General features: G+C 69.8%; 12 protein-coding genes. 7 read left to right on the top strand and 5 right to left on the bottom strand.

The window, feature by feature from the left end; all coding sequences use genetic code 11:
* The first annotated feature begins 23 nt into the window (after positions 1-23).
* Genes LWF15_RS04900 through LWF15_RS04890 form a run of 3 tightly spaced genes read left to right on the top strand, consistent with a single transcriptional unit; the run spans position 24 to position 2,328 of the window.
* Positions 24-659 carry an HAD family hydrolase gene (locus LWF15_RS04900; protein ID WP_232809149.1) on the top strand — a complete coding sequence of 212 codons (636 nt, stop codon included), beginning with the start codon at positions 24-26 and terminating at the stop codon, positions 657-659.
* 49 nt (positions 660-708) lie between these two features.
* Positions 709-1,806: a patatin-like phospholipase family protein gene (locus tag LWF15_RS04895; RefSeq protein ID WP_232809148.1), complete on the top strand. Its 1,098-nt coding sequence runs from the start codon at positions 709-711 to the stop codon at positions 1,804-1,806.
* Between the two features lie 15 nt (positions 1,807-1,821).
* Positions 1,822-2,328 carry a DUF6912 family protein gene (locus LWF15_RS04890; RefSeq protein ID WP_232809147.1) on the top strand — a complete coding sequence of 169 codons (507 nt, stop codon included), beginning with the start codon at positions 1,822-1,824 and terminating at the stop codon, positions 2,326-2,328.
* A 145-nt stretch (positions 2,329-2,473) separates the two neighbouring features.
* Here the strand turns inward: LWF15_RS04890 and LWF15_RS04885 are convergent, their stop codons facing one another.
* Positions 2,474-2,974, bottom strand: coding sequence for a DUF2505 domain-containing protein (locus LWF15_RS04885; protein ID WP_232809146.1), 501 nt, complete (start codon positions 2,972-2,974; stop codon positions 2,474-2,476).
* 207 nt (positions 2,975-3,181) lie between these two features.
* On the opposite strand from LWF15_RS04885, the gene LWF15_RS04880 reads away from it, so the two are divergent.
* Both LWF15_RS04880 and LWF15_RS04875 read left to right on the top strand, forming a co-directional pair.
* Positions 3,182-8,140: an NAD-glutamate dehydrogenase gene (locus LWF15_RS04880; protein WP_232809145.1), complete on the top strand. Its 4,959-nt coding sequence runs from the start codon at positions 3,182-3,184 to the stop codon at positions 8,138-8,140.
* 133 nt (positions 8,141-8,273) lie between these two features.
* Positions 8,274-9,773 (top strand): sensor histidine kinase, encoded by a 1,500-nt coding sequence (locus LWF15_RS04875; RefSeq protein WP_232809144.1) that lies wholly within the window; start codon positions 8,274-8,276, stop codon positions 9,771-9,773.
* A gap of 464 nt (positions 9,774-10,237) precedes the next feature.
* On the opposite strand, the gene LWF15_RS04870 is transcribed toward LWF15_RS04875, so the two are convergent.
* Complete coding sequence (locus LWF15_RS04870) at positions 10,238-10,486, bottom strand: WhiB family transcriptional regulator (RefSeq protein ID WP_231448232.1); 249 nt, start codon at positions 10,484-10,486, stop codon at positions 10,238-10,240.
* A gap of 755 nt (positions 10,487-11,241) precedes the next feature.
* Between LWF15_RS04870 and LWF15_RS04865 the strand changes: the two genes are divergently transcribed.
* Positions 11,242-11,661 carry a hypothetical protein gene (locus LWF15_RS04865; RefSeq protein WP_232809143.1) on the top strand — a complete coding sequence of 140 codons (420 nt, stop codon included), beginning with the start codon at positions 11,242-11,244 and terminating at the stop codon, positions 11,659-11,661.
* Between the two features lie 136 nt (positions 11,662-11,797).
* Here LWF15_RS04865 and LWF15_RS04860 read toward each other — a convergent pair whose 3' ends face one another.
* From LWF15_RS04860 to LWF15_RS04850, 3 genes are all read right to left on the bottom strand, one after another.
* Positions 11,798-12,853, bottom strand: coding sequence for a SigB/SigF/SigG family RNA polymerase sigma factor (locus tag LWF15_RS04860; RefSeq protein WP_232809142.1), 1,056 nt, complete (start codon positions 12,851-12,853; stop codon positions 11,798-11,800).
* Positions 12,850-13,272 (bottom strand): ATP-binding protein, encoded by a 423-nt coding sequence (locus tag LWF15_RS04855; protein WP_232809141.1) that lies wholly within the window; start codon positions 13,270-13,272, stop codon positions 12,850-12,852. The genes LWF15_RS04860 and LWF15_RS04855 overlap by 4 nt, the downstream gene beginning before the upstream one ends.
* A 209-nt stretch (positions 13,273-13,481) precedes the next feature.
* Positions 13,482-17,852, bottom strand: a complete 4,371-nt coding sequence (locus LWF15_RS04850) for an FtsK/SpoIIIE domain-containing protein (RefSeq protein WP_232809140.1) — start codon at positions 17,850-17,852, stop codon at positions 13,482-13,484.
* Between the two features lie 195 nt (positions 17,853-18,047).
* Between LWF15_RS04850 and LWF15_RS04845 the strand changes: the two genes are divergently transcribed.
* Positions 18,048-19,277: a CpaF family protein gene (locus LWF15_RS04845; RefSeq protein WP_232809139.1), complete on the top strand. Its 1,230-nt coding sequence runs from the start codon at positions 18,048-18,050 to the stop codon at positions 19,275-19,277.
* The last annotated feature ends 3 nt before the right edge of the window (positions 19,278-19,280 follow it).

Raw genomic sequence — 19,280 nt, 5'->3', positions numbered from 1 at the left:
CTCGCGGCTTCTACGATGCCCGGATGGAGACGAGCGAACTGCGCGGCCTGATCGTCGACTGGGGTGGGGTGCTGACCGCTCCCTTGGACGAGGCCATCACCCGGTGGGTCGCGGCCGAAGGCATCGAGCTGGAGGCCTATGCCCAGGTGATGCGAGGGCTGGTCGACGAGGCCGAGTCCCCGATCCACGAGCTGGAGCGGGGAAAGCTCAGCCCGGCCGAGTTCGAGCAGGTCCTGGCGGCCCGCTTGCGCGCGCAGGGGCTCCAGATCGAGGCGGACGGCCTGCTGGCCCGGATGCTCGAAGGGCTGCAGGCCCTGTCCGAGGACATGGTCGGGCTGCTGCGCCGGGCGCGGGCCGCAGGGCTGCGCACCGCATTGCTCTCGAACTCGTGGGGCGAGCACTACCCCGAGCACCTCTGGATCGGGGCCTTCGACGAGGTCGTGATCTCCGGCCGGGTGGGTATGCGCAAGCCCGAGCCGGAGATTTTCGAGCACACCTGCCGGCTCCTCGAACTACCGCCGCAGCAGTGTGTTTTCGTCGACGACATGCGGGTGAACGTGCTCGGTGCCGCGCAACTGGGACTTGTCGGGGTCCACTTCACCTCCTACCAGGAGACGGTGCAGGAACTGGAGATCCTGTTCGGCCTCGATCTGCGCTGAGGGCCGGCAGCCGCCAAAATGGGGCTCCCCACCGGTCCGGGAGGTGTTGATGAGGCCGCGACCGCGGCGCGCCCGAACGCCCTTCGCCCTGCGGGCGGCCGAGCGGGCCACCGGCATCCGGATCGATCCCGCCCACCGGCGTCCGGCCCTGCAGTTGCCTTCTCCTGGTACCCGGATGATCGCCGAAGGGGGTCGTTGGGGCCTGGTCCTGGGCGGTGGTGGGGTGCTCGGCGCGGCCTGGCTGATCGGTGCCCTCACCGCGCTCGAGGAGGCCCGCGGAATCGACGCCCGTGATGCCGACCTGATCATCTCGACGTCGGCCGGGTCGGTCATCGGGGCTCTGCTGGCCGCCGGCGTCTCGGTCGCCGAGCAGCGCGAGCAGCAGCTGGGCGCCGAGACCCCGTTCGGCCTGCGGATCCGGGACTCGTTCGACCCGGACCGGCCGGTGGGCGGATCCGCTCCGCCTTTACCCAGACTGCGTCCGGGCGGCACCTCGATGCTGCGCAACAATCGCCGGTCTCTGCACGAACTGCCGTTCATCACGGTGCTGGCCGGGCTGGCCCCCATCGGCCGTCAGCCCATGGACGGGGTGCGGGCGCTGATCGAGGCAGCGGTCCCGGCCGGGCAGTGGCTGCCGCACGACCGGTATCGGGCGGTCGCGCTGGACTACAGCAGTGGGCGGCGGGTGATGTTCGGAGCCCCGGGCGCGCCGGTGGTGGGCTTGTCGGACGCAGTGCTGGCATCGTGTGCCATCCCCGGATGGTTCCAGCCGGTGGATCTGCTCGGGCGGAGGTACGTGGACGGCGGCATGTGGTCCAACAGCAACGCGGATCTGGCCGCCGGCGCCGGGCTGGACGAGGTCTTCGTGCTGGCCCCGATGTTCTCCGCGTCCTACGACGAACCGGACGACTGGCGCGACCGGACCGAGCGCCGGGTCAGGGTCGCGAGCACGCGACGCGTGATCAATGAGGCCCGGCGTGTGCAGCGCGCCGGTTCGACGGTTACGGTTCTGGGTCCGGGCCCCGACGACCTGCGGCTGATCGGGCACAACCTGATGGCTCCGTCCCGGAGACGGCTGGTGTTGCGCAGTGCCGTCCGCTCCGGCCGGACGGCCCTCGACGACCCGGCGGTCCCGCCGGACGAGTGAGACGAAAGTGGACCAATGACGAGGGTGTACGTCCCGACCACGCTGACCGCACTGGCGGAGACGGCGAAACGCGGAGTGCTCAACCCGGACGCGGCCGACTCCGCGCCGCTGCCGGCGCACGCGGTGACGTCGGCGATCCGGGAGTGGTACACCGACGACGACGTGGAGAGCCTGGAGTTCGCCGCACTGACGGAGGCCGCCGAGGCCTCCCTGCGGATGCTCGCCCAGGACCCGCGCTCGCCGCGCCGCATCGTGATGGCCCTCGACGTGCCGGCCAAGGCGGTACGACCGGGCGGCCCCTACCGGTCGTCGGTCAACCTCGAGATCGAGGTACCGCTCACCGACGTGGTCAGCCTGCACGTCGACGAGCTGGAGTCCGAGGACACGATGCTCGCCGCGATCGGGGCCCTGACCGCGGCCGACGCCGGCGACGAGGACGCCCAGTTCCTGCTCGAGGAGGCCGGGGCCTGCGACCTGCTCTGGTACGACATCAGCGAGATCGACGACCTGATCGCCGACTGAGTTCCGTTCGTCGCACAAGAGCCTGATTGAGGACGACGGTGGCCACGAGCCGCCGTCGTCCGGCGGGTAGTGCCCGCTCACCTGATTCAGACCTGCCCAGGCCTGCTCAGACCTGCTCTGACCTGCTCAGGCGGATCGGGCCGGCTCAGGCGTGTTCGGCCAGCCACTGTTCGCCGATCCGCCCCTCGGCATCGATCGCCGCCCGCACCGCGGGCTCGGCCGCCTTCTCGACCTTGCCGCCGAACAGCGGGATCTTCGCCTTCAGCTCGCCGGTGACCTGCTCGCGGCAGCCCCCGTCGGGGGCCGGGGCCAGCGACAGAGCACCGGTCAGGCGTACCGGAACACCGCTCAGCTCCACGTCGATGCTTCCGGACCGGCTGCCGTCCGGCGCCGCCGGACCCCACTTCTCGGTCTGGGTGATGGTGATAGTGGTGCTGATCATCGCCCTGAAGGCGTCCGGGACGACCTCCGGCGGCAGCGTGCGGTGGCTGACGATCACGGCCGTGTCGCCTTCCCGCTGCACCCGCACGTCCCAGGCACCTTTGGAGATCCGTCCCACCTTGCGCTCCTGGAACTCCTGGTTCGTGAGCATCGCGAAAACGCGGGCTGGATCGGCTCGGTAGTGCATGTCAGCGGATACGCGCACGGGTGACAACCTTTCGGCTCATACGGACGACGGCCCGATCGAATCGGCGAGACCGTTCGGGCGACCGGACCGCGTTGTCGGCTGGTCGCCGTCGCAGGCAAGGGTAGGGTCACGCTTCGGAGGTCGCGCCGGTGGCGTGGCCACCGCGCATTGGGTTCTCTCTCACATGTTCTGGGGTGCCGCGTGATGCCGGGTGTTCCTTTGACGTTGCCGACGACGGAAGGGGACAGGGAGGCGCTGCTTGCGGGCGCCCAGAAGGCGGGGCGGGAGCTGTCCGCCCAGGAGCCACCGGGCCGCCGGCCCGATGACCCGGGGGAGTTCCTGTCGCGCTACTACCGCAACGTCGCCCTCGACGACCTGCGTGAGCGCGGTCCGGCCGAGCTGGCCGGACTGGCCTTGTCGCACCGTGAACTGGCCGCGGTCCGGCCGGAGGGCACGGCCCTGGTGCGGGTGTTCACCCCCACCGAGGAAAGCCACGGCTGGTCGTGCGGCAACACCGTCATCGAGATCGTCGTGGAGGACATGCCGTTCCTCGTCGACTCGGTGAACGCCGAGCTGGCCCGGCTGGGGTGTGAGCTCCAGATGACGATCCACCCGCAGTTCGTGGTGCGCCGGGACGTCACCGGCACGCTCCTCGAGATTCTGCAGGTGGAACCCCACCTGGCCGCCGCCCGGGCCGCCGGGGCGAGTGGCCGGCCGTTGCCGCGCGACGCCCGGGCCGAGTCGTGGATCCACGTCGAGGTGGGCCGGGAGACCGACCCGGAGCGCGTCGCGGCGATGGAGCGGGGCCTGCGTCGGGTGCTGGACGACGTGCGGGTGGCGGTCGAGGACTGGCCGAAGATGCGCGCCACCGCCGACCGGATCGCCCACGACCTGCAGAGCACGCCGCCCACCGGCCCGGCCCGGGCCGAGGTGGACGAGGCCGCGGAGCTGCTGAGCTGGCTGGCCGCCGGGCACTTCACGTTCATCGGCTACCGCGAGTACGACCTGATCGAGCGCGACGGCGAGAACCTGCTGATCGCCCGCACCGGATCCGGCCTGGGCGTGCTCCGGCACGACCAGAACGCCCGCGCCGCGCGCACCCTCACCCCGCAGGCCCAGGTCGAGGCCCGGCAGCAGACGCTGCTGGTGCTGACCAAGGCGAACTCGCGCTCCACCGTGCACCGGCCCGGCTACCTCGACTACATCGGGGTGAAGACCTTCGACGAGAACGGCCGGGTGACCGGGGAACGTCGTTTCCTCGGCCTGTACGCGTCGTCGGCCTACACCGCCGACGTGCGCGACGTACCGGTGATCCGCCGCAAGGCCGAGGCGGTGCTGTCGGCGGGCGGGTTCTCGCCGGACAGCCACTCGGGCAAGGACCTGCTCGAGATCCTGCAGGCCTACCCCCGCGACGAGCTGTTCGAGATCCACTCCGAGATGCTCGCCTGGATCGCGATGACCGTGATGCAGTTGCAGGAACGCCGGCGTACCCGGCTCTTCCTGCGGGTGGAGGACTACGGCCGCTACGTCTCCTGCCTGGTCTTCCTGCCCCGGGACAGGTACGTCACCTCGGTACGGCTGGCGATCGAGCGGGTGCTGCGTGAGGCGATCGGCGCCCAGACCGCCGACTACACCGCGCGGGTCACCGAATCCGTCCTGGCCCGCCTGCACTTCGTGGTGCGGGTGCAGCCCGGGGCGGCGGTGCCCGACCTCGACCTTCCGGCGCTCGAGGAAAAGCTGGTGCAGCTGACCCGGAGCTGGGACGACGACTTCGCCGAGGCCGCGGCCAGGCAGGTCGGCGACGCGGACGGGGCCCGGCTGGTGCGCGAGTGGGGTTCTGGCATCGGTCAGGCCTACCGGGTGGACGTGGAGCCCCGCACCGCGGTCGAGGACCTGTGCCGACTGAACGGGATGGACGCGGCGGAGGGCCGTGCCGCGGTACTCGGCGTGAAGCTCTACGAACCGCGCGACGCGGCCCCGGGGGAGCACCGGTTCGTGCTGTACCGCCGCGAGCCGCTGTCGCTGTCGGCGGTGCTGCCGTACCTGACCAATCTGGGCGTCGAGGTGGTCGACGAACGGCCCTACGCCTTCAGCTCGGCCTCCGGGCGCAAGGGCTACATCTACGACTTCGGCCTGCGCGGTGCCCGGCCGGTGGTGACCGGCGCCCTCACCACCTACGAGCGTCTGCACCGGCTGTTCTGCGAAGCGTTCGAGTCGGCCTGGTGGGGCGACGCCGAGAGCGACGGCTTCGAACGGCTGGTGCTGGTGGCCGGCCTGGACTGGCGTCAGGTCTCGGTGCTGCGCGGCTACGCCCGCTACCTGCGCCAGACCGGCTCCACGTTCGGTCAGGACTACATCGGTGACTGCCTGGTCTCCAACCCGCAGATCGCCGTGCTGCTCGTGGACCTGTTCGAAACCCGTTTCGACCCGGACCGGTTCGGTGGGCAGGACGCCACCGGGCCGGACGCCGAGAGCCGGCAGGCGGAGAGCCTCGCCCTGGTCGCGAAGATCTCGGCGGCGCTGGACGAGGTCTCGAGCCTCGACCAGGACCGCATCCTGCGCTCGTTCCTGGCCCTGATCCAGGCCACCACCCGCACGAACCGTTACCTCTTCGAGGACGACGCCCAGCCGGCCACCGGAATCCGCCGCGCGCTGGCTTTCAAGCTGGACCCGCGAGCCGTGCCGGAACTTCCTGCCCCCCGCCCGGCACACGAGATCTTCGTGTACTCGCCCTGGGTGGAAGGGGTGCACCTGCGGTTCGGGGCGGTGGCCCGGGGCGGCCTGCGCTGGAGCGACCGGCGCGAGGACTTCCGCACCGAGATCCTCGGCCTGGTCAAGGCGCAGATGGTGAAGAACGCGGTGATCGTGCCGACCGGTGCCAAGGGCGGGTTCGTGGCCAAGCGGCTGCCGGATCCCGCGGTCGACCGTGACGCCTGGCTCGCCGAGGGCATCGCCTGCTACCGCAGCTTCATCGGCTCGCTGCTCGACGTCACCGACAACCGGGCCACGCAGGAGGACGGCAGCCAGCGGATCGTGCCTCCGCCCCGGGTGTTCCGGCACGACGGCGACGACAGCTATCTGGTGGTCGCGGCGGACAAGGGCACAGCGGCGTTCTCGGACCTGGCCAACGAGGTGGCCGCCGGTTACGGCTTCTGGCTGGGCGACGCGTTCGCCTCCGGCGGTTCGGTCGGCTACGACCACAAGGTCATGGGCATCACCGCTCGCGGCGCCTGGGAGAGCGTCGACCGCCACTTCCGCGAACTGGGCCACGACGTGGCGACGATGAGGACCACCGCGGTCGGGGTCGGCGACATGAGCGGCGACGTGTTCGGCAACGGCATGTTGCTGTCCAAGGCCCTGCAGTTGGTGGCCGCGTTCGATCACCGGCACATCTTTCTCGATCCGGACCCCGACCCCGAGAGCTCGTACGCCGAGCGGGCCCGGCTGTTCCAGCTGCCGCGCTCGAGCTGGGCCGACTACGACACCGCCCTGATCAGCGAGGGGGGCGGCGTCTTCCCCCGCACGGCGAAGTCGGTACCTGTCTCCGCGCAGGTCGCGCAGCGTCTCGGCATCCCTGCCGGACAGAGTGCGATGACCCCGAACGAGCTGATGAAGGCCATTCTCGGCGCCCCCGTGGACCTGCTCTGGAACGGCGGCATCGGCACCTATGTCAAGGCCTCGGACGAGAGCCACGCCGACGTGGGTGACAAGGCCAACGACGCGATCCGGGTGGACGGCCGGCAGCTGCGCGCCCGGGTGGTGGGGGAGGGCGGCAACCTCGGCCTGACCCAGCTCGGCCGGGTGGAGGCCGCGCTCTGCGGAGTGCGGGTCAACACCGACGCGATCGACAACTCCGCCGGGGTGGACTGCTCCGACCACGAGGTCAACATCAAGATCCTGCTGGACGCCCTGGTCACCGCCGGGCGCCTGGACGTGGGCGAGCGCACCCAGCTGCTGGCCTCGATGACCGACGACGTGGCCCGGCTGGTGCTGCGCGACAACTACGAGCAGAACGTGCTGCTGGGCAACGCCCGCCGCCAGTCGCGCGGGATGCTGCCGGTGCACCAGCGCTTCATCCAGGCCCTGGAGGCGCGGGGGGCGCTGGACCGCGCGCTGGAGTTCCTGCCGGACGACGCCACCCTGGCCGAGCGGCAGGCCGCCGAGCTGGGCCTGACCTCGCCGGAGTTCTCGGTGCTGGTGGCCTACGCCAAGCTCACCCTGACCGAGGACATCGTGGACACCGCGCTGCCCGACGACCCGTGGCTGGACCGGGTGCTCACCGGGTACTTCCCGCCGCAGATCGGTGAGGCCTACGCCGACGCCCTGGCCGCACACCCGCTGCGCCGCCAGATCGTGACTACCTGCCTGGTCAACGACATGATCAACCGAGGCGGCATCACCTTCGCGTTCCGCTGCCAGGAGGAGACCGGGGCCGAGCCCGAGCAGATCGCCCGCGCCTACATCGTGGCCCGGGAGATCTTCGGCTTCGAGGACTTCGCCCGCTCGGTGGAGGCCTTGGACGGTCTGCTCTCCACCCACGACCAGTCGTCGCTGTACCTGGGGTTCCGCCGGCTGCTGGACCGCGCCGCCCGCTGGTTCATCCAGGCCGTGCCGGGCACCATCGACATCGCCGCCCAGGTGGCCCGCTTCGGGCCCGTGGTCGCCGAGCTGGCCCCGCAGATCCCCGAGCTGGTCGGGCCCGAGCAGCGCACCGTGCTGGTGGCCGAGATCGAGGAGTGGAAGCGGCACGGGGTGCCCGAGCCCCTGGCCCGCCAGGCGGCCGGTCTGCTGACCCGCTACATGCTGCTGGACATCGCCCAGATCGCCGGCCAGGTGGGGGCCGACCCGGCCGAGGTGGCCCGGGTCTACCTGACCCTGTCGGAGCGCTACGGAGGCCAGGGCCTGCTGCGGCGCATCTCCAGCCTGCCGCGCAGCGACCACTGGCAGATGCAGGCCCGGGCCGCGCTCCGGGCAGACCTCTACGCCGCGCTCGAGTCGCTCACCGTGGCCGTGCTCACCCGCACGGGGCCCGGCGAGCCGGCGAGCCGGATCGAGGAGTTCGAGCAGGCCAACGGCGACCGACTGGTGCGGGTGCGCTCGACGCTGGAGGAGGTGCTGCGCCTGCCCACGCCGGACGTGGCGCCGCTCTCGGTGGTGCTGCGTTCGCTGCGGAGCATCGTGTGATCCCGGCCTGACGACCCTCATGCCCTGTAGACGTTCCGGAAGGGCCCGGATGTGAGGTCGGCGGCGGACTTCTTCACCGCCGCCGGCCCACCGCCACCGGGTGTCTACTACGACCCATAGTTAGAGTGATCGCATGCCCACGATGAAAGACCTGGTCGCCAAGCACACCCACCTCGGCCAGGCCGACCTCGAGTGGCTGCAACTGCTCACCGGCGACTGGCAGCTGCTGTCCGACCTGTCGTTCGCCGACCTCGTGCTCTGGGTCCCGCGTAAGGACGACGGCGGCTGGGTCGCCGTGGCGCACTGCCGGCCGAGCACCGGCGTGACGGTGTACTACGACGACGTCGTGGGCACCGTGGTCGACGCGGGCCGGCGTCCGCTGCTCGACCGGGCCTACGAGCAGCTGCGGATCTGCCGGGAGCGAGGCACCGACTACCAGGAGGACGTGACCGTCCGGGAAGAGACCGTGCCCGTGCTGCGGGCCGGCCGGGCGATCGCCGTCCTGGCCCGGCACACCAACCTCTCGGCGGCCCGGACTCCCAGCCGCCTGGAACTGACCTATCTGCAGTGCGCCGACGAGCTCACCCGGATGATTTGCGAGGGCGAGTTCCCCGCCCCCGGCGCCCCGAGCGGCCCCCGCCGGGGCGCTCCCCGGGTCGGGGACGGCCTGATCCGGATGGACAAGGACGGCAAGGTCACCTACGCCAGCCCGAACGCGGTGTCCGCCCTGCACCGGCTCGGGCACTTCGGCGAGGTGGTCGACCACAGCCTCTCCGAGATCGTCACCTCGCTGCTCGACCAGCCCGGCCTGGTGGACGAGTCGTTGCCGCTGGTGCTGATGGGCCGGGCGCCCTGGCGCAGCCACATCGAGAACCACGGGGCCACGTTGTCGATGCGCGCGGTGCCGTTGAAGACGGCCGGGGAACGGACCGGGGCACTGCTGCTGGTCCGCGAGATCTCCGAGCTGCGCAGGCGCGAGCAGGAACTCCTGACCAAGGACGCGACGATCCGGGAGGTACACCACCGGGTCAAGAACAACCTTCAGACCGTCGCGGCCCTGCTGCGCCTTCAGGCGCGGCGGATCAAGTCCCCGGAGGGCCGGGGCGCCCTGCAGGAGGCGATGCGGCGGGTCTCCACGATCGCGCTGGTGCACGAGACCCTTTCCGAGGGCTTCGGCGAGAAGGTCGACTTCGACGACGTGGTGGGGCGCACGTTGTCCTTGGCGGTCGAGCTGGCCGCACCGTCGACATCGGTGAAGATCCGCAGAGAGGGCCGTTTCGGTGAATTAAGGGCCGAGAATGCCACCCCTCTCGCCCTGGTGCTCACCGAACTGGTCACGAACGCAGTCGAACACGGCTTCCGGGAGCGGGGCGGAACGGTCACGCTGATCGTCGAGCGCAACGCCGCCGACCTTCGGGTGACCATCCGCGACGACGGCACGGGGCTGCCCGAGGAGTTCCGCGCCGGTCAGTCCGGGCTGGGGACACAGATCGTGCAGGCGCTCGTGAGCGGTGAGATGCGGGGCCGTATCTCCTGGGCGCCGGCTCCCGAAGGGGGCACCGATGTCATCGTCGAGGTGACCCTGCGCAAGGCGGCCGCAGCGGTCTCCCGCGAAGAGCTGCCCGAGGGCTGATCTCCCCCAAACATACGATGTCCCGGGGCATCCACGTGGTGATGCTCCGGGACACGCAGTGACCGGCGGAGAGCGTGACACGGGCAACATCCGAATCAGGTTCAGAAACCTGTGGGGGTGCGGTGCTCTTCGGTGTCGCGCTGTCGGCGCCGGTACTCGGTGCTCGACCTGATTCCTGATTGGCCCGCTACGGCAGGCGCTTTCGGATCGTGATCGATGCGTTGCGGCTTTGTTGCCCTGCGAAGGCTTGCCTAAGTGCTGCTGCCGCGGGCTGTCTGACTGAACCCCGGCAGCGGGTACTGCTGATCTGTTCTCTGTGTCGCCGAGAAGCGGCGGCAGGTACTGCGGTCGTTCGACTGCTGACGTTGCAACTGCCGATCGCCGATTGTGTCAGGCGATTCGGCCGAACGTGCTTGAGTGACCGCAGTACCCGCGCCGGCCTGGTCCACGGTGGCTGACGAAAGTCAGCCGGCGCGACGGGCCCGAGCGTTACGGCGCTTCAGCGCGCGACGCTCGTCCTCCGAAAGGCCACCCCAGACACCGGCGTCCTGGCCGGAGTCGATGGCCCAGCGAAGGCACGTCTCGACGACCTCGCATCGACGGCAAACAGCCTTGGCTTCCTCGATCTGAAGAATCGCGGGGCCGGTGTTCCCGATCGGGAAGAACAGCTCCGGGTCCTCCTCGAGGCAAGCTGCCTCATGGCGCCAGTCCATGGGATCGTCCACTCCTCACGCCCGGGTGGGCGGTCGTATACGGTACGAGGCACGGCGGCAGACGCCTGGCCTCATGGGTGTGTGGCCTGCCCCCGGTTTACGGGGTGTGGCCCAGGTGGCCGGAGAGTTCCCGGCCATCGGTGGTAGCGATTTGCTTGCTCCCACCGGATCTAACGTCAAGCCTCACACGCTTGTGCCCGCGTTCACAAGGGTTTTCCCCGAGTGATCTGAGCGACCTTTCGTTGCCCACGGTCACGGTGCAGGACTGTAGTCGTTAGAACACGCTGCGTATATACGTAGCTGGTCATTGCTTAGGCAGAATCTGCCTGGTCGGACGTCGGTTCGGATCTGTCGTATCCGTTCTGTGACCCTGAGTGTGGGGCAAAGAACGCATTAGGTGAACGTGTTCGCACGGGGCGTACATTCCTGAGTGCACCCCGTGAAAGGGCCAGAAGAGTGGTGTCAGGATTCTTCTGGGTGTTCCACGCAGAGTGATCTGTGCCTTCTCTGACCCTTATATTGACGCACGCGCGACGGGTTCGCAGGCCGAAGTGCCCAAAAGACCCCAATAGGGCCGACCGGGTGCATCGCCGGAAGAATGCTTTTCGCAGCCCTTAAGTCTGGGCTGATGCGGTTGTGACATTCGTTGCGGCGGAACGGTCCTCGCGGGCCGGGAACCGTGGCGCGCTCGGTTTTTACGGTAGCGCGTTTAATCGCTATCGGGTGAATGGATGATGAGGGAGAGGATGTATCCGATGCCGAGGCAGGAAAGCCCGGCCGGGCGGGACCAGGAAGGTCCGGAGGGTCGCGACGGCCTTCGCCTGCTGGTCGCGGTCCTGGTGGGGCTCGAGGCGCTGGCGCTGCTGGCCGGGACGGTGCTGCTGGTGATCGAGGGACTAGGGGCGGAGCGGCCGGCCAACGCCCTCGGTCTGGCGGTCATAGCCGGTCTGATTGGAGTGGCCCTGGCCGGCTGTGTGCGCGGTCTACGGCAGGGCGCCCGCTGGACCAGAGGGCCGGTTCTGACGTGGCAGCTGCTTCAGGCCGGGATAGGCATGCCGGTTTCTGCAAGCGCCTATTGGTACTACGGCATTCCCATCCTTGCCATCGCGGTCGTCGTCTTCTTCCTGATCGCCGGCGGTCACGTGATCGCACGTGAAGAGGACGCGCCCGCCTGAGGGGGCTTGTGGGGCCCGCCAGGGGCCCGGCGCCCCTGCGCTCACCTGAGGGGCATTAAAGGACGTCCGTGGTCCCCACGGCGCCAAACGCGGACCGGGCGTCACGGGAGACCCGTGACGCCCGGTCTGTCGTCGGTCAGAGTTCTTCGGTGAGTCCGCTGCGCAGGATGTTCAGGCTCTTGGTGAGCAGCCGGGAGACGTGCATCTGGGACACGCCCACCTCGGTGGCGATCTGAGCCTGCGACAGGCCCTTGCCGAACCGCAGCTCCAGGATCCGCTGCTCCCGTTCGGGCAGCCGGGCCAGGAGGGGGCGCAGGGTCTCGCGTTGTTCCACCAGTTCCAGCCCGGCGTCCTCGAACGACTTGCCCATCCGGTCCGACTCCTCCGCCGTGGTGGGCAGCGGCACGGTGATGTAGGCACTGGCTGTGTCCAGCGCCTCGATCACCATGTCGGCGTCGACGTCGAGGTGCTGGGCGATCTCCTGCACGGTGGGGGAGCGGTCGAGGGTGTGGGTGAGGGTTTCGCGGGCTTCGGAGACGCGGCGGCCGAGGTCCTGGATGCGGCGGGGGATGCGCATGGCCCAGCCGCGGTCGCGGAAGTGGCGGCGGATCTCTCCGACGATGGTGGGGACGGCGAAGGCGGCGAAGGCTCCGCGTTGGGGGTCGAAGCGGTCGACGGCGTGCAGGAGGCCGATGGTTCCGACCTGGACGAGGTCGTCGTAGGGTTCGCCGCGGCCTTTGAAGCGTTGGGCGAGGTGGTGCACGAGGGGGAGGTGGGCCTCGATCACGGTCCGGCGCAGCTGCTGGTACTGCGGATCGGTCTTGGGCAGTGCGGCCAGCCGGAGCAGATTCGGATCCGCCGGGGGTGGCGCGTCGACGGCATCTTCCCGGACGTGACGCCCACGCCGCCGAACCTCGGTCGCTGCCTCTGCGGCCTCGTCCAGATCGCTGTCCTGCTCACGCAGTCGCGCCGCGACCTCGTGCGCCGGGACCGTGCGCTCGGGCACCTGGACGGGTGCGGGCCCGGCGGCCGGACCGTCGACCGGATCGGCGACCGTTCCGGGGCTGGGCTGCCCGGCGAGTGCAGGCTCGTCCTGTGGCCCGGCGGCCCGTGGGTTGTCGCTGTCCGGGGCATCGTCCCTGCGGGGGGTGCGTTGCAGCACGCTCAGCGTCGTCTCCTGCTGCTGGATCACTGGTCTCCCCGTCCGACGTACGTCAGCTTGATCCATGCGCCGTTCTCACCGAGGCCGGTGAGTACCTCACCGGCGAGCGCCTTGAGCACGGACCATGCGTAGCCCTGCCCTTCGGGGAGCTGGCTGAGCGGGCCGGTGATGAGGATGGAGAGCCTCCCGCTGCCGGGCGGGCCCACCTCGAAGCCGGCCACGAGCGTCCGGCCGGGGTGCGAGCGCCCCCGCAGCAGGAGCGAGCAGGCCTCGTCGACCGCGATCCGCAGATCCTCGATCTCGTCCAGGGTCAGATCGAGTCGCGTGGCCAGGCCGGCCGTCGCGGTTCTGATCATGGCCAGGTACGCCGGATCGGCGGGCACGCGCAGGTCGACGGTGTCTGTACTCCGGACGGTCTCGGAGCGGCTGCCGAGCGAAATCGTGCTCACACCCTTCCCTGACCACCCAGGACGCGCCGTGCTGTAGCGGTGTGCGGTTCGTTCGTTACTGAACGAGACCAATGTCACCATGCGGCAAGGATAGAACACACTGAGTTGTGTATGTCGACGTAACCGACGCACTCGTCGGCGCACTTTTCCGTGCTCGTTGCTGAACGTGACAACCTGCTGGACGGTGCTTGCGTATCGTCACACTGGTCTCAGGTCGAGCCCAAGAGTGATCGATGAATCACCCCTGACTGCGGTCTGTCGCTGAGCGAAATCGAGCTTTCGGCCAAGATCTGATCGCTCTTCGGCGGGTTCTGGTCTTCTGGATCCACCATCTCACCGTCGCCGTCGTCGAGGGGCGTATCCGTCGGGCGGGCCACCTGCACGGCAGTCACCGTTCCCCGGGCGATCAGCACACCCCGCCCGGGAGGTCCGGCCGGTCGGCGGGGGAGCCGGACCCCGAGGACCTCGCCGTCGGCCGGGGCGGTCCCGCCCAGGACCAGGCCCTGACGTGCATCGCGGGCCAGCGTGAGGACACCTCGGTAGGCGCCGAGGACCTCGGCGGCCGAAGCCGTGAGCACGAGGTGGCCCGCACCGTGGTCGTCTCTGCCCAGGTGCAGCGCGAGGACCTCGGTGAGCCGGTCGGTGTCCGGCCCGGGCTGGTCAGGCCCGCACGGCAGGTCCAGCAGGAGCACCGGCTTGCCCGGCCGGTTGTCAGGCCGGTTGTCAGGCCCGGCCAGGTGCCGGGCCAATGCCTCCGCAGCTCCCGGGCCACGCAGTTCATGCCCCGGCAGTAGGACGGAGGAGATTCCCTGCTCCACCAGACCCTCGTACAAGCTGCGCAGAGCTGTGCTCCGCCCGCTGCCCCGGGAACCGAGAATCACTGTCACGGGCGCGGCCAGGACATCCACCCGCACCGCATGGACCCGGTCGCCGCCGATGCCGATCGGTACTGAGCCGCGGGAGCAACGTTCATGGATACCTACCGGAGGCAGATCGGAGCGGGAGAGCCGGGTCGGCAGCGCAGGTATGTGCCAGGGATGATCTGCGCCCGGCCGGTGCCTGGGTGTCTCGGCCGCCCGGGCGACCTGAAGAAGGCAGAACTCTCCCTCTCCGGCAGCCAGCCATGCTCCGCGACCGGGTGGACCGGTGCCGGTGGACCGAGCCGGCCCAGCCGGGATCCCGAGCATCGCCGCCTCGGTCGGGTCCGGCAGTCTCAGGACCAGCCGGTGCGCGAACAAAGAGGAGTACGACCCGGTGAGCAGGGAGATACCGCCGGCCACGGCGAGGCAAATACCTGACCCGGCTCCGTCGCGCAGCAGCCTGACCAGGTCGTCGTGCAGATCGACCAGACCGGGTTCGGACCATGCCGAGGTCACCGCCTCCCAGCCGTCGACCAGGAGCACGATCGGTGCGGCGGCGGTGCGCTCGGCCTGCCGATGCACAAGTTCGCCACGGAGCCTGCGCAGGAGACGACTCGAGCGTTCGTGATCGTCCGGTCGGACCACTGCGTGGGCCCAGCCCATCTGTTCCAGGTCGCTGAGCCGGCCAGCCGGATCGAGCGCGTAACAGTGGACGGCGGTGGCCCCCTGGTCGGTGGCGACCTGGGAGGCGACGGCCCCGAGGGAGCGCAGCAATGTGGAACGTCCCGAACGCGGTGCGCCTACTACCGCCAGGTGGCCGGCGGTCAGGTCCCAGACCGCAGGTTCCTGGTGCTGCTGCTCCGGCCTGTCGATAAGGCCGAACGGCAGGCCCCGACCGGTCGCGGCGGAGGCCATCCGGCCCAGTTCGAGGTCGGTGGGCAGTTCCGGGAGCCAGGGCGCGCGGGCCCTGGCCTGCCCCGTTGCGGCCGCCGCGGCCTTCGTTGCCGTCACGACGCGTTCCAGGTCGCTCTGATGTCCGGGTTCCGGCAGTTGCGCATAGGCGTCCGGTGGCCCTGCGGCGGAATCGCTTCCCGGTTCGAGACGACGGACTCTCGGCGGTGTTTCGACGGCCCCTTCCAGAACTTTTCCACTGACCTGAGCGGTCTGGAACTCGATGAGCCCGTCGCCGCCGATCCGGAGCAACGCTCGACCAGGAATGCGGGGAAGTCCGGCCGCCGCGGGGTCTGAGATCAGGTCATGAGAATCGGCGGCGTCCCGGACCCGGAGGGCGATGCGCAGGTTCATGTTCGCGGCGATGTCGGGCGAGACGACTCCTGCGGGACGCTGTGTGGCCAGCACCAGGTGCACCCCGAGGGAGCGGCCCACCGTGGCGATCCGGACCAGACCGGCGACGAACTCGGGGAGCTCCTCGACGAGGACCCGGAACTCGTCGACGACCACCACCAGCCGGGGCATGGGGGGCAGGGAGCCGTCGCTGAGCCGGGCCTCGTCGTAGCCGGCGATGTCGGTGCAACCGGCCTCCAGCAGCAGGCGTTCGCGTCGGCGCAGTTCGGCGTTGAAAGAGGTGAGGGCGCGGCGTGCGGACTGCTTGTCCAGATCGGTGAGCAGGGCTCCTACATGGGGCAGGTCGCTGCAGGCCTGGAAGGCGGCACCACCTTTGTAGTCGACCAGGAGGAAGGTCAGCCGGTCCGGCCCGGAGCCGATGGCCAGCGAGGCGATCAGGGTCTGCAGGAGCTCGGACTTGCCGGCGCCGGTGGTTCCGCCGATCAGTAGGTGCGGGCCGTCGGTCGCGAGTGATACGCGCACCGGCCCTGCGGCCGACATCCCTAGAACGGCCTGAGGCCCGGCCGCCGGACGTTGGGCGGACGCAGACCAGCTCCCGGCGAGTTCGGCAGTGCTCAGCGACTCTGGCCGGCCGCGCGATCGGCCGAGGTCGAGCAACCGCACCTGGCTGGGGAGGGCGCCGGCCCCGTCCGACGTGGCGTCGCGCAGGGGCGCGAGGACCCGGGCGAGACGGTCGGCCCAGTCGGCGCCGGCCAGGTCGGCCCGAAAGGTCAAGGGAACGTGTCCCACACGCCGCAGGACTGCCTTGGTCTCTGACCCGGAATGGACGACGGTGGCCGCGCATTCGAGTGGGAGCGACGGCTCGTCCTGCTCCAGGCAGATCACCACGATGCCGGCCGCGGAACTGCCGGGGCGGTGTGCCTGGCTGTCGGCCCGGGTCAGAAGCTGCGCGATCTCGGCACGGCTGCGCTGACGCTGGGCGCCGTCCAGCACCATTACCTGCAACCTGCCGGGCCGGTTGTCCAGTGCTGAGGCAGCTGTGTGATGCGGTAACCAGGCGAGCCAGTCCCATTCGCCGGCAACGGTTCCTGGCTCTCCGTGCCGGACTTTCAGTGGCTGAGCCTGACACAGGCTCACCAGCAGGTCGAGGGGGGAGTGAAGAACGACGAGCTGCCCGACGATCGATCGGGCAGTTCCCAGAACCAGGTCGCGAGGACCGCTGATCCCGATCACGGCGAACTCGGCCAGGTCGAGGACGACGGGCGCGTCGGGGTGCAGTTGCCGGGCTTCGGCAGCGCCGGACAGGCCGCCGGTGTGCGGCCCCCGGACCGTCACGTTCGAAGGAGCCGGACCGCGTCCCAGGCGGACCGTGAGCCCGGCCGGTTGCTCCCGGGTGCGCTGCCACAGTTCGTCTGTGGGAACCCGCGCGGTGGTGGCCAGGCGAGCCAGGTCGGGATGAGCCGTCTCCAGATACTCGAGGTCGGCAACCAGTGCCTGGGTCAGCGATCGTTCCGCCTTCTGCTGGGCCAGTTCGTGGTCGGCAGCCCGTTGTCTGCCCTCCTTGCGACCCCGACGGCGATCTGACGTGTACTGCGCCAGCATCAGCAGAGGGCTCAGCACGGCGATGAGCAGATAGGCGGGCTGACGCCAGATCAGCGCGGCCGGTACGGCCAGGAACAACGGGGCGAGAACCATGAGCCAGGGGAGATGGGCACGCGCTGGAGAGGTTGCCGGAGTCGGCATCTCGATCGTCGAGCCGGGCCTGGGCCCGTGCAGGGCGCGCCTTCGGTTCACCAGAAGATGCCCGGCCCCGTCCGGCAGCACCGCTGCGACCGGGCGGTCGGGGGCCCGCACCACCAGCGTGCTGCCACCGAGGCGGAGAGCGGTTCCGGTGGGCAGAGCCTGCCCGGCCGGACCCACCTTCTCGTCGAGCAGCCAGGTTCCGTTGGCGGACAGTAGGTCGCGGACCGTCGTGACCCCGCCCGAGATACCGATCTCGGCATGACGACGGGACAGCCCGGGGTCGGCCAACGGGAGGTCGCAGGATCCGTGCCGGCCGACCAGCAAGGACCGGTCGGAGAGCAGCGGGTGGGTCAGCCCTGCGTCGGGACCCGAGACCACGTGCAGTTCGAGTGCGCCGCCGGGCCGTGGCACCGACCGGCCCACGGCCCCCAGCACCAGCATCGCCCCCTGTACGAGAGGGGGCAGGCCCAACGGGTGAGTTGCCGGTAACGGGCGCCCGAGGCAGTGAAACTCCCGGCTGTCGGACCGGATCGGGCGATCGGCCCGGCCGGGCGCCAGGAGAGCCAGCTGACTCGCGACCGCCCCGAACGTCGTGCCGGTGGACGCCTCGATCTCGACATCCACTGCTGGCACTTCGATCTCGTAGACCACAACGGTCACTCGCAGTCTCATGACTCGATTGTGCCCCTGCTGAAGGGCTTCTCGGGGAGCCCTGTGGATAACCTCGGCAAGACTGCCCGAATGGCGCGTTTCAGTTAAGACTGTGGATAACCGGCGCGGGGTCTGTCCGGATTTACATATGCTTCGGCCACGAGCGCAGCCGACGCCTCCGTGACGAGGGGGGCTGGTTCGACGGGGGAGGAATCGGTGGATGCTGTCGCGATCGTGTCCGACGAGGTTCGCGAGCTGATCAGACGGGAAGGTCTTGACCCGGGCCGGGATTCGACGGGCCTGAGGCGTCTGGTCGAGTTCGCGGTCGCGGAGTACGACGAGCGTTCTCTCACCCGTGCCCTGCCTCCGCTCGCCGACCCGGGGCAGGCGATCAAACGGGTGCTCGACGAGGTGTCCGGATTCGGTGCGCTGCAGCCCTATCTCGACGATCCGTCCGTGGAGGAGATCTGGATCAACGACCCGGGCCGCATCTTCGTGAGTCGTGCCGGCCTGAGCGAGCTGACCACCACGGTGCTCACCGCTCAGGAGGTGCGTGACCTGGTCGAGCGGATGCTCAAGCACTCCGGTCGCCGGGTCGACCTGGCCAGCCCCTTCGTGGACGCGATGCTGCCCGACGGTTCGCGCCTGCACGTCGTCATCCCGGACATCACCCGGAGCGCCTACGCGGTGAACATCCGTAAGTTCACCGTCGTCTCGACCCGGATCGACGATCTGGTCACCCTGGGCACACTCACCCCGCACGCCGCCGAGTTCCTCAAGGCGTCGGTGGTCGCCGGCCTCAACATCCTGGTCTCGGGCGGTACCCAGGCCGGGAAGACGACGCTGCTCAACTGCCTCCTCGGTGCAGTCCCACCCCGCGAGCGCATCATCACCTGTGAAGAGGTCTTCGAGCTGCGGGTGGCGCTGCGCGACTGCGTGGCCATGCAGTGCCGCCAGGCCAGTCTCGAGGGCACCGGCGAGGTGCCCCTGCGGCGGCTGGTGAAAGAGGCCCTGCGGATGCGCCCCAACCGGCTGATCGTCGGTGAGGTCCGGCAGGCCGAGAGCCTCGACCTGCTGCTGGCGCTGAACAGCGGGCTGCCTGGAATGGCCACGGTGCACGCCAACTCGGCCCGGGAGGCGGTGGTGAAGATGTGCACCCTTCCGCTGCTGGCGGGTGAGAACGTCAGCGCCCGCTTCATCGTGCCCACCGTGGCCAGTTCGGTCGACCTGGTGGTCCAGGTGCGGCTCGATGCGGACGGCCGCCGCCGGGTCACCGAGATCATCGGGGTGTCCGGGCGGGTGGAGGGCGACGTGGTGGAGACCACCGAGATCTTCGCCCGGCGGGGTGACCGGCTGGTCAGGGCCGACGGCTTTCCACCCCATCCCGAGCGCTTCGAGGCCGCCGGTATCGACATCGCAGCGGTGCTGCGAGGCGGTTGGAGGTGACGG

This window comes from Kineosporia rhizophila, from assembly GCF_021277265.1.
GTDB classification, from domain to species: Bacteria; Actinomycetota; Actinomycetes; order Actinomycetales; family Kineosporiaceae; genus Kineosporia; species Kineosporia rhizophila.
This window is presented reverse-complemented; position numbering and strand designations above follow the sequence as displayed.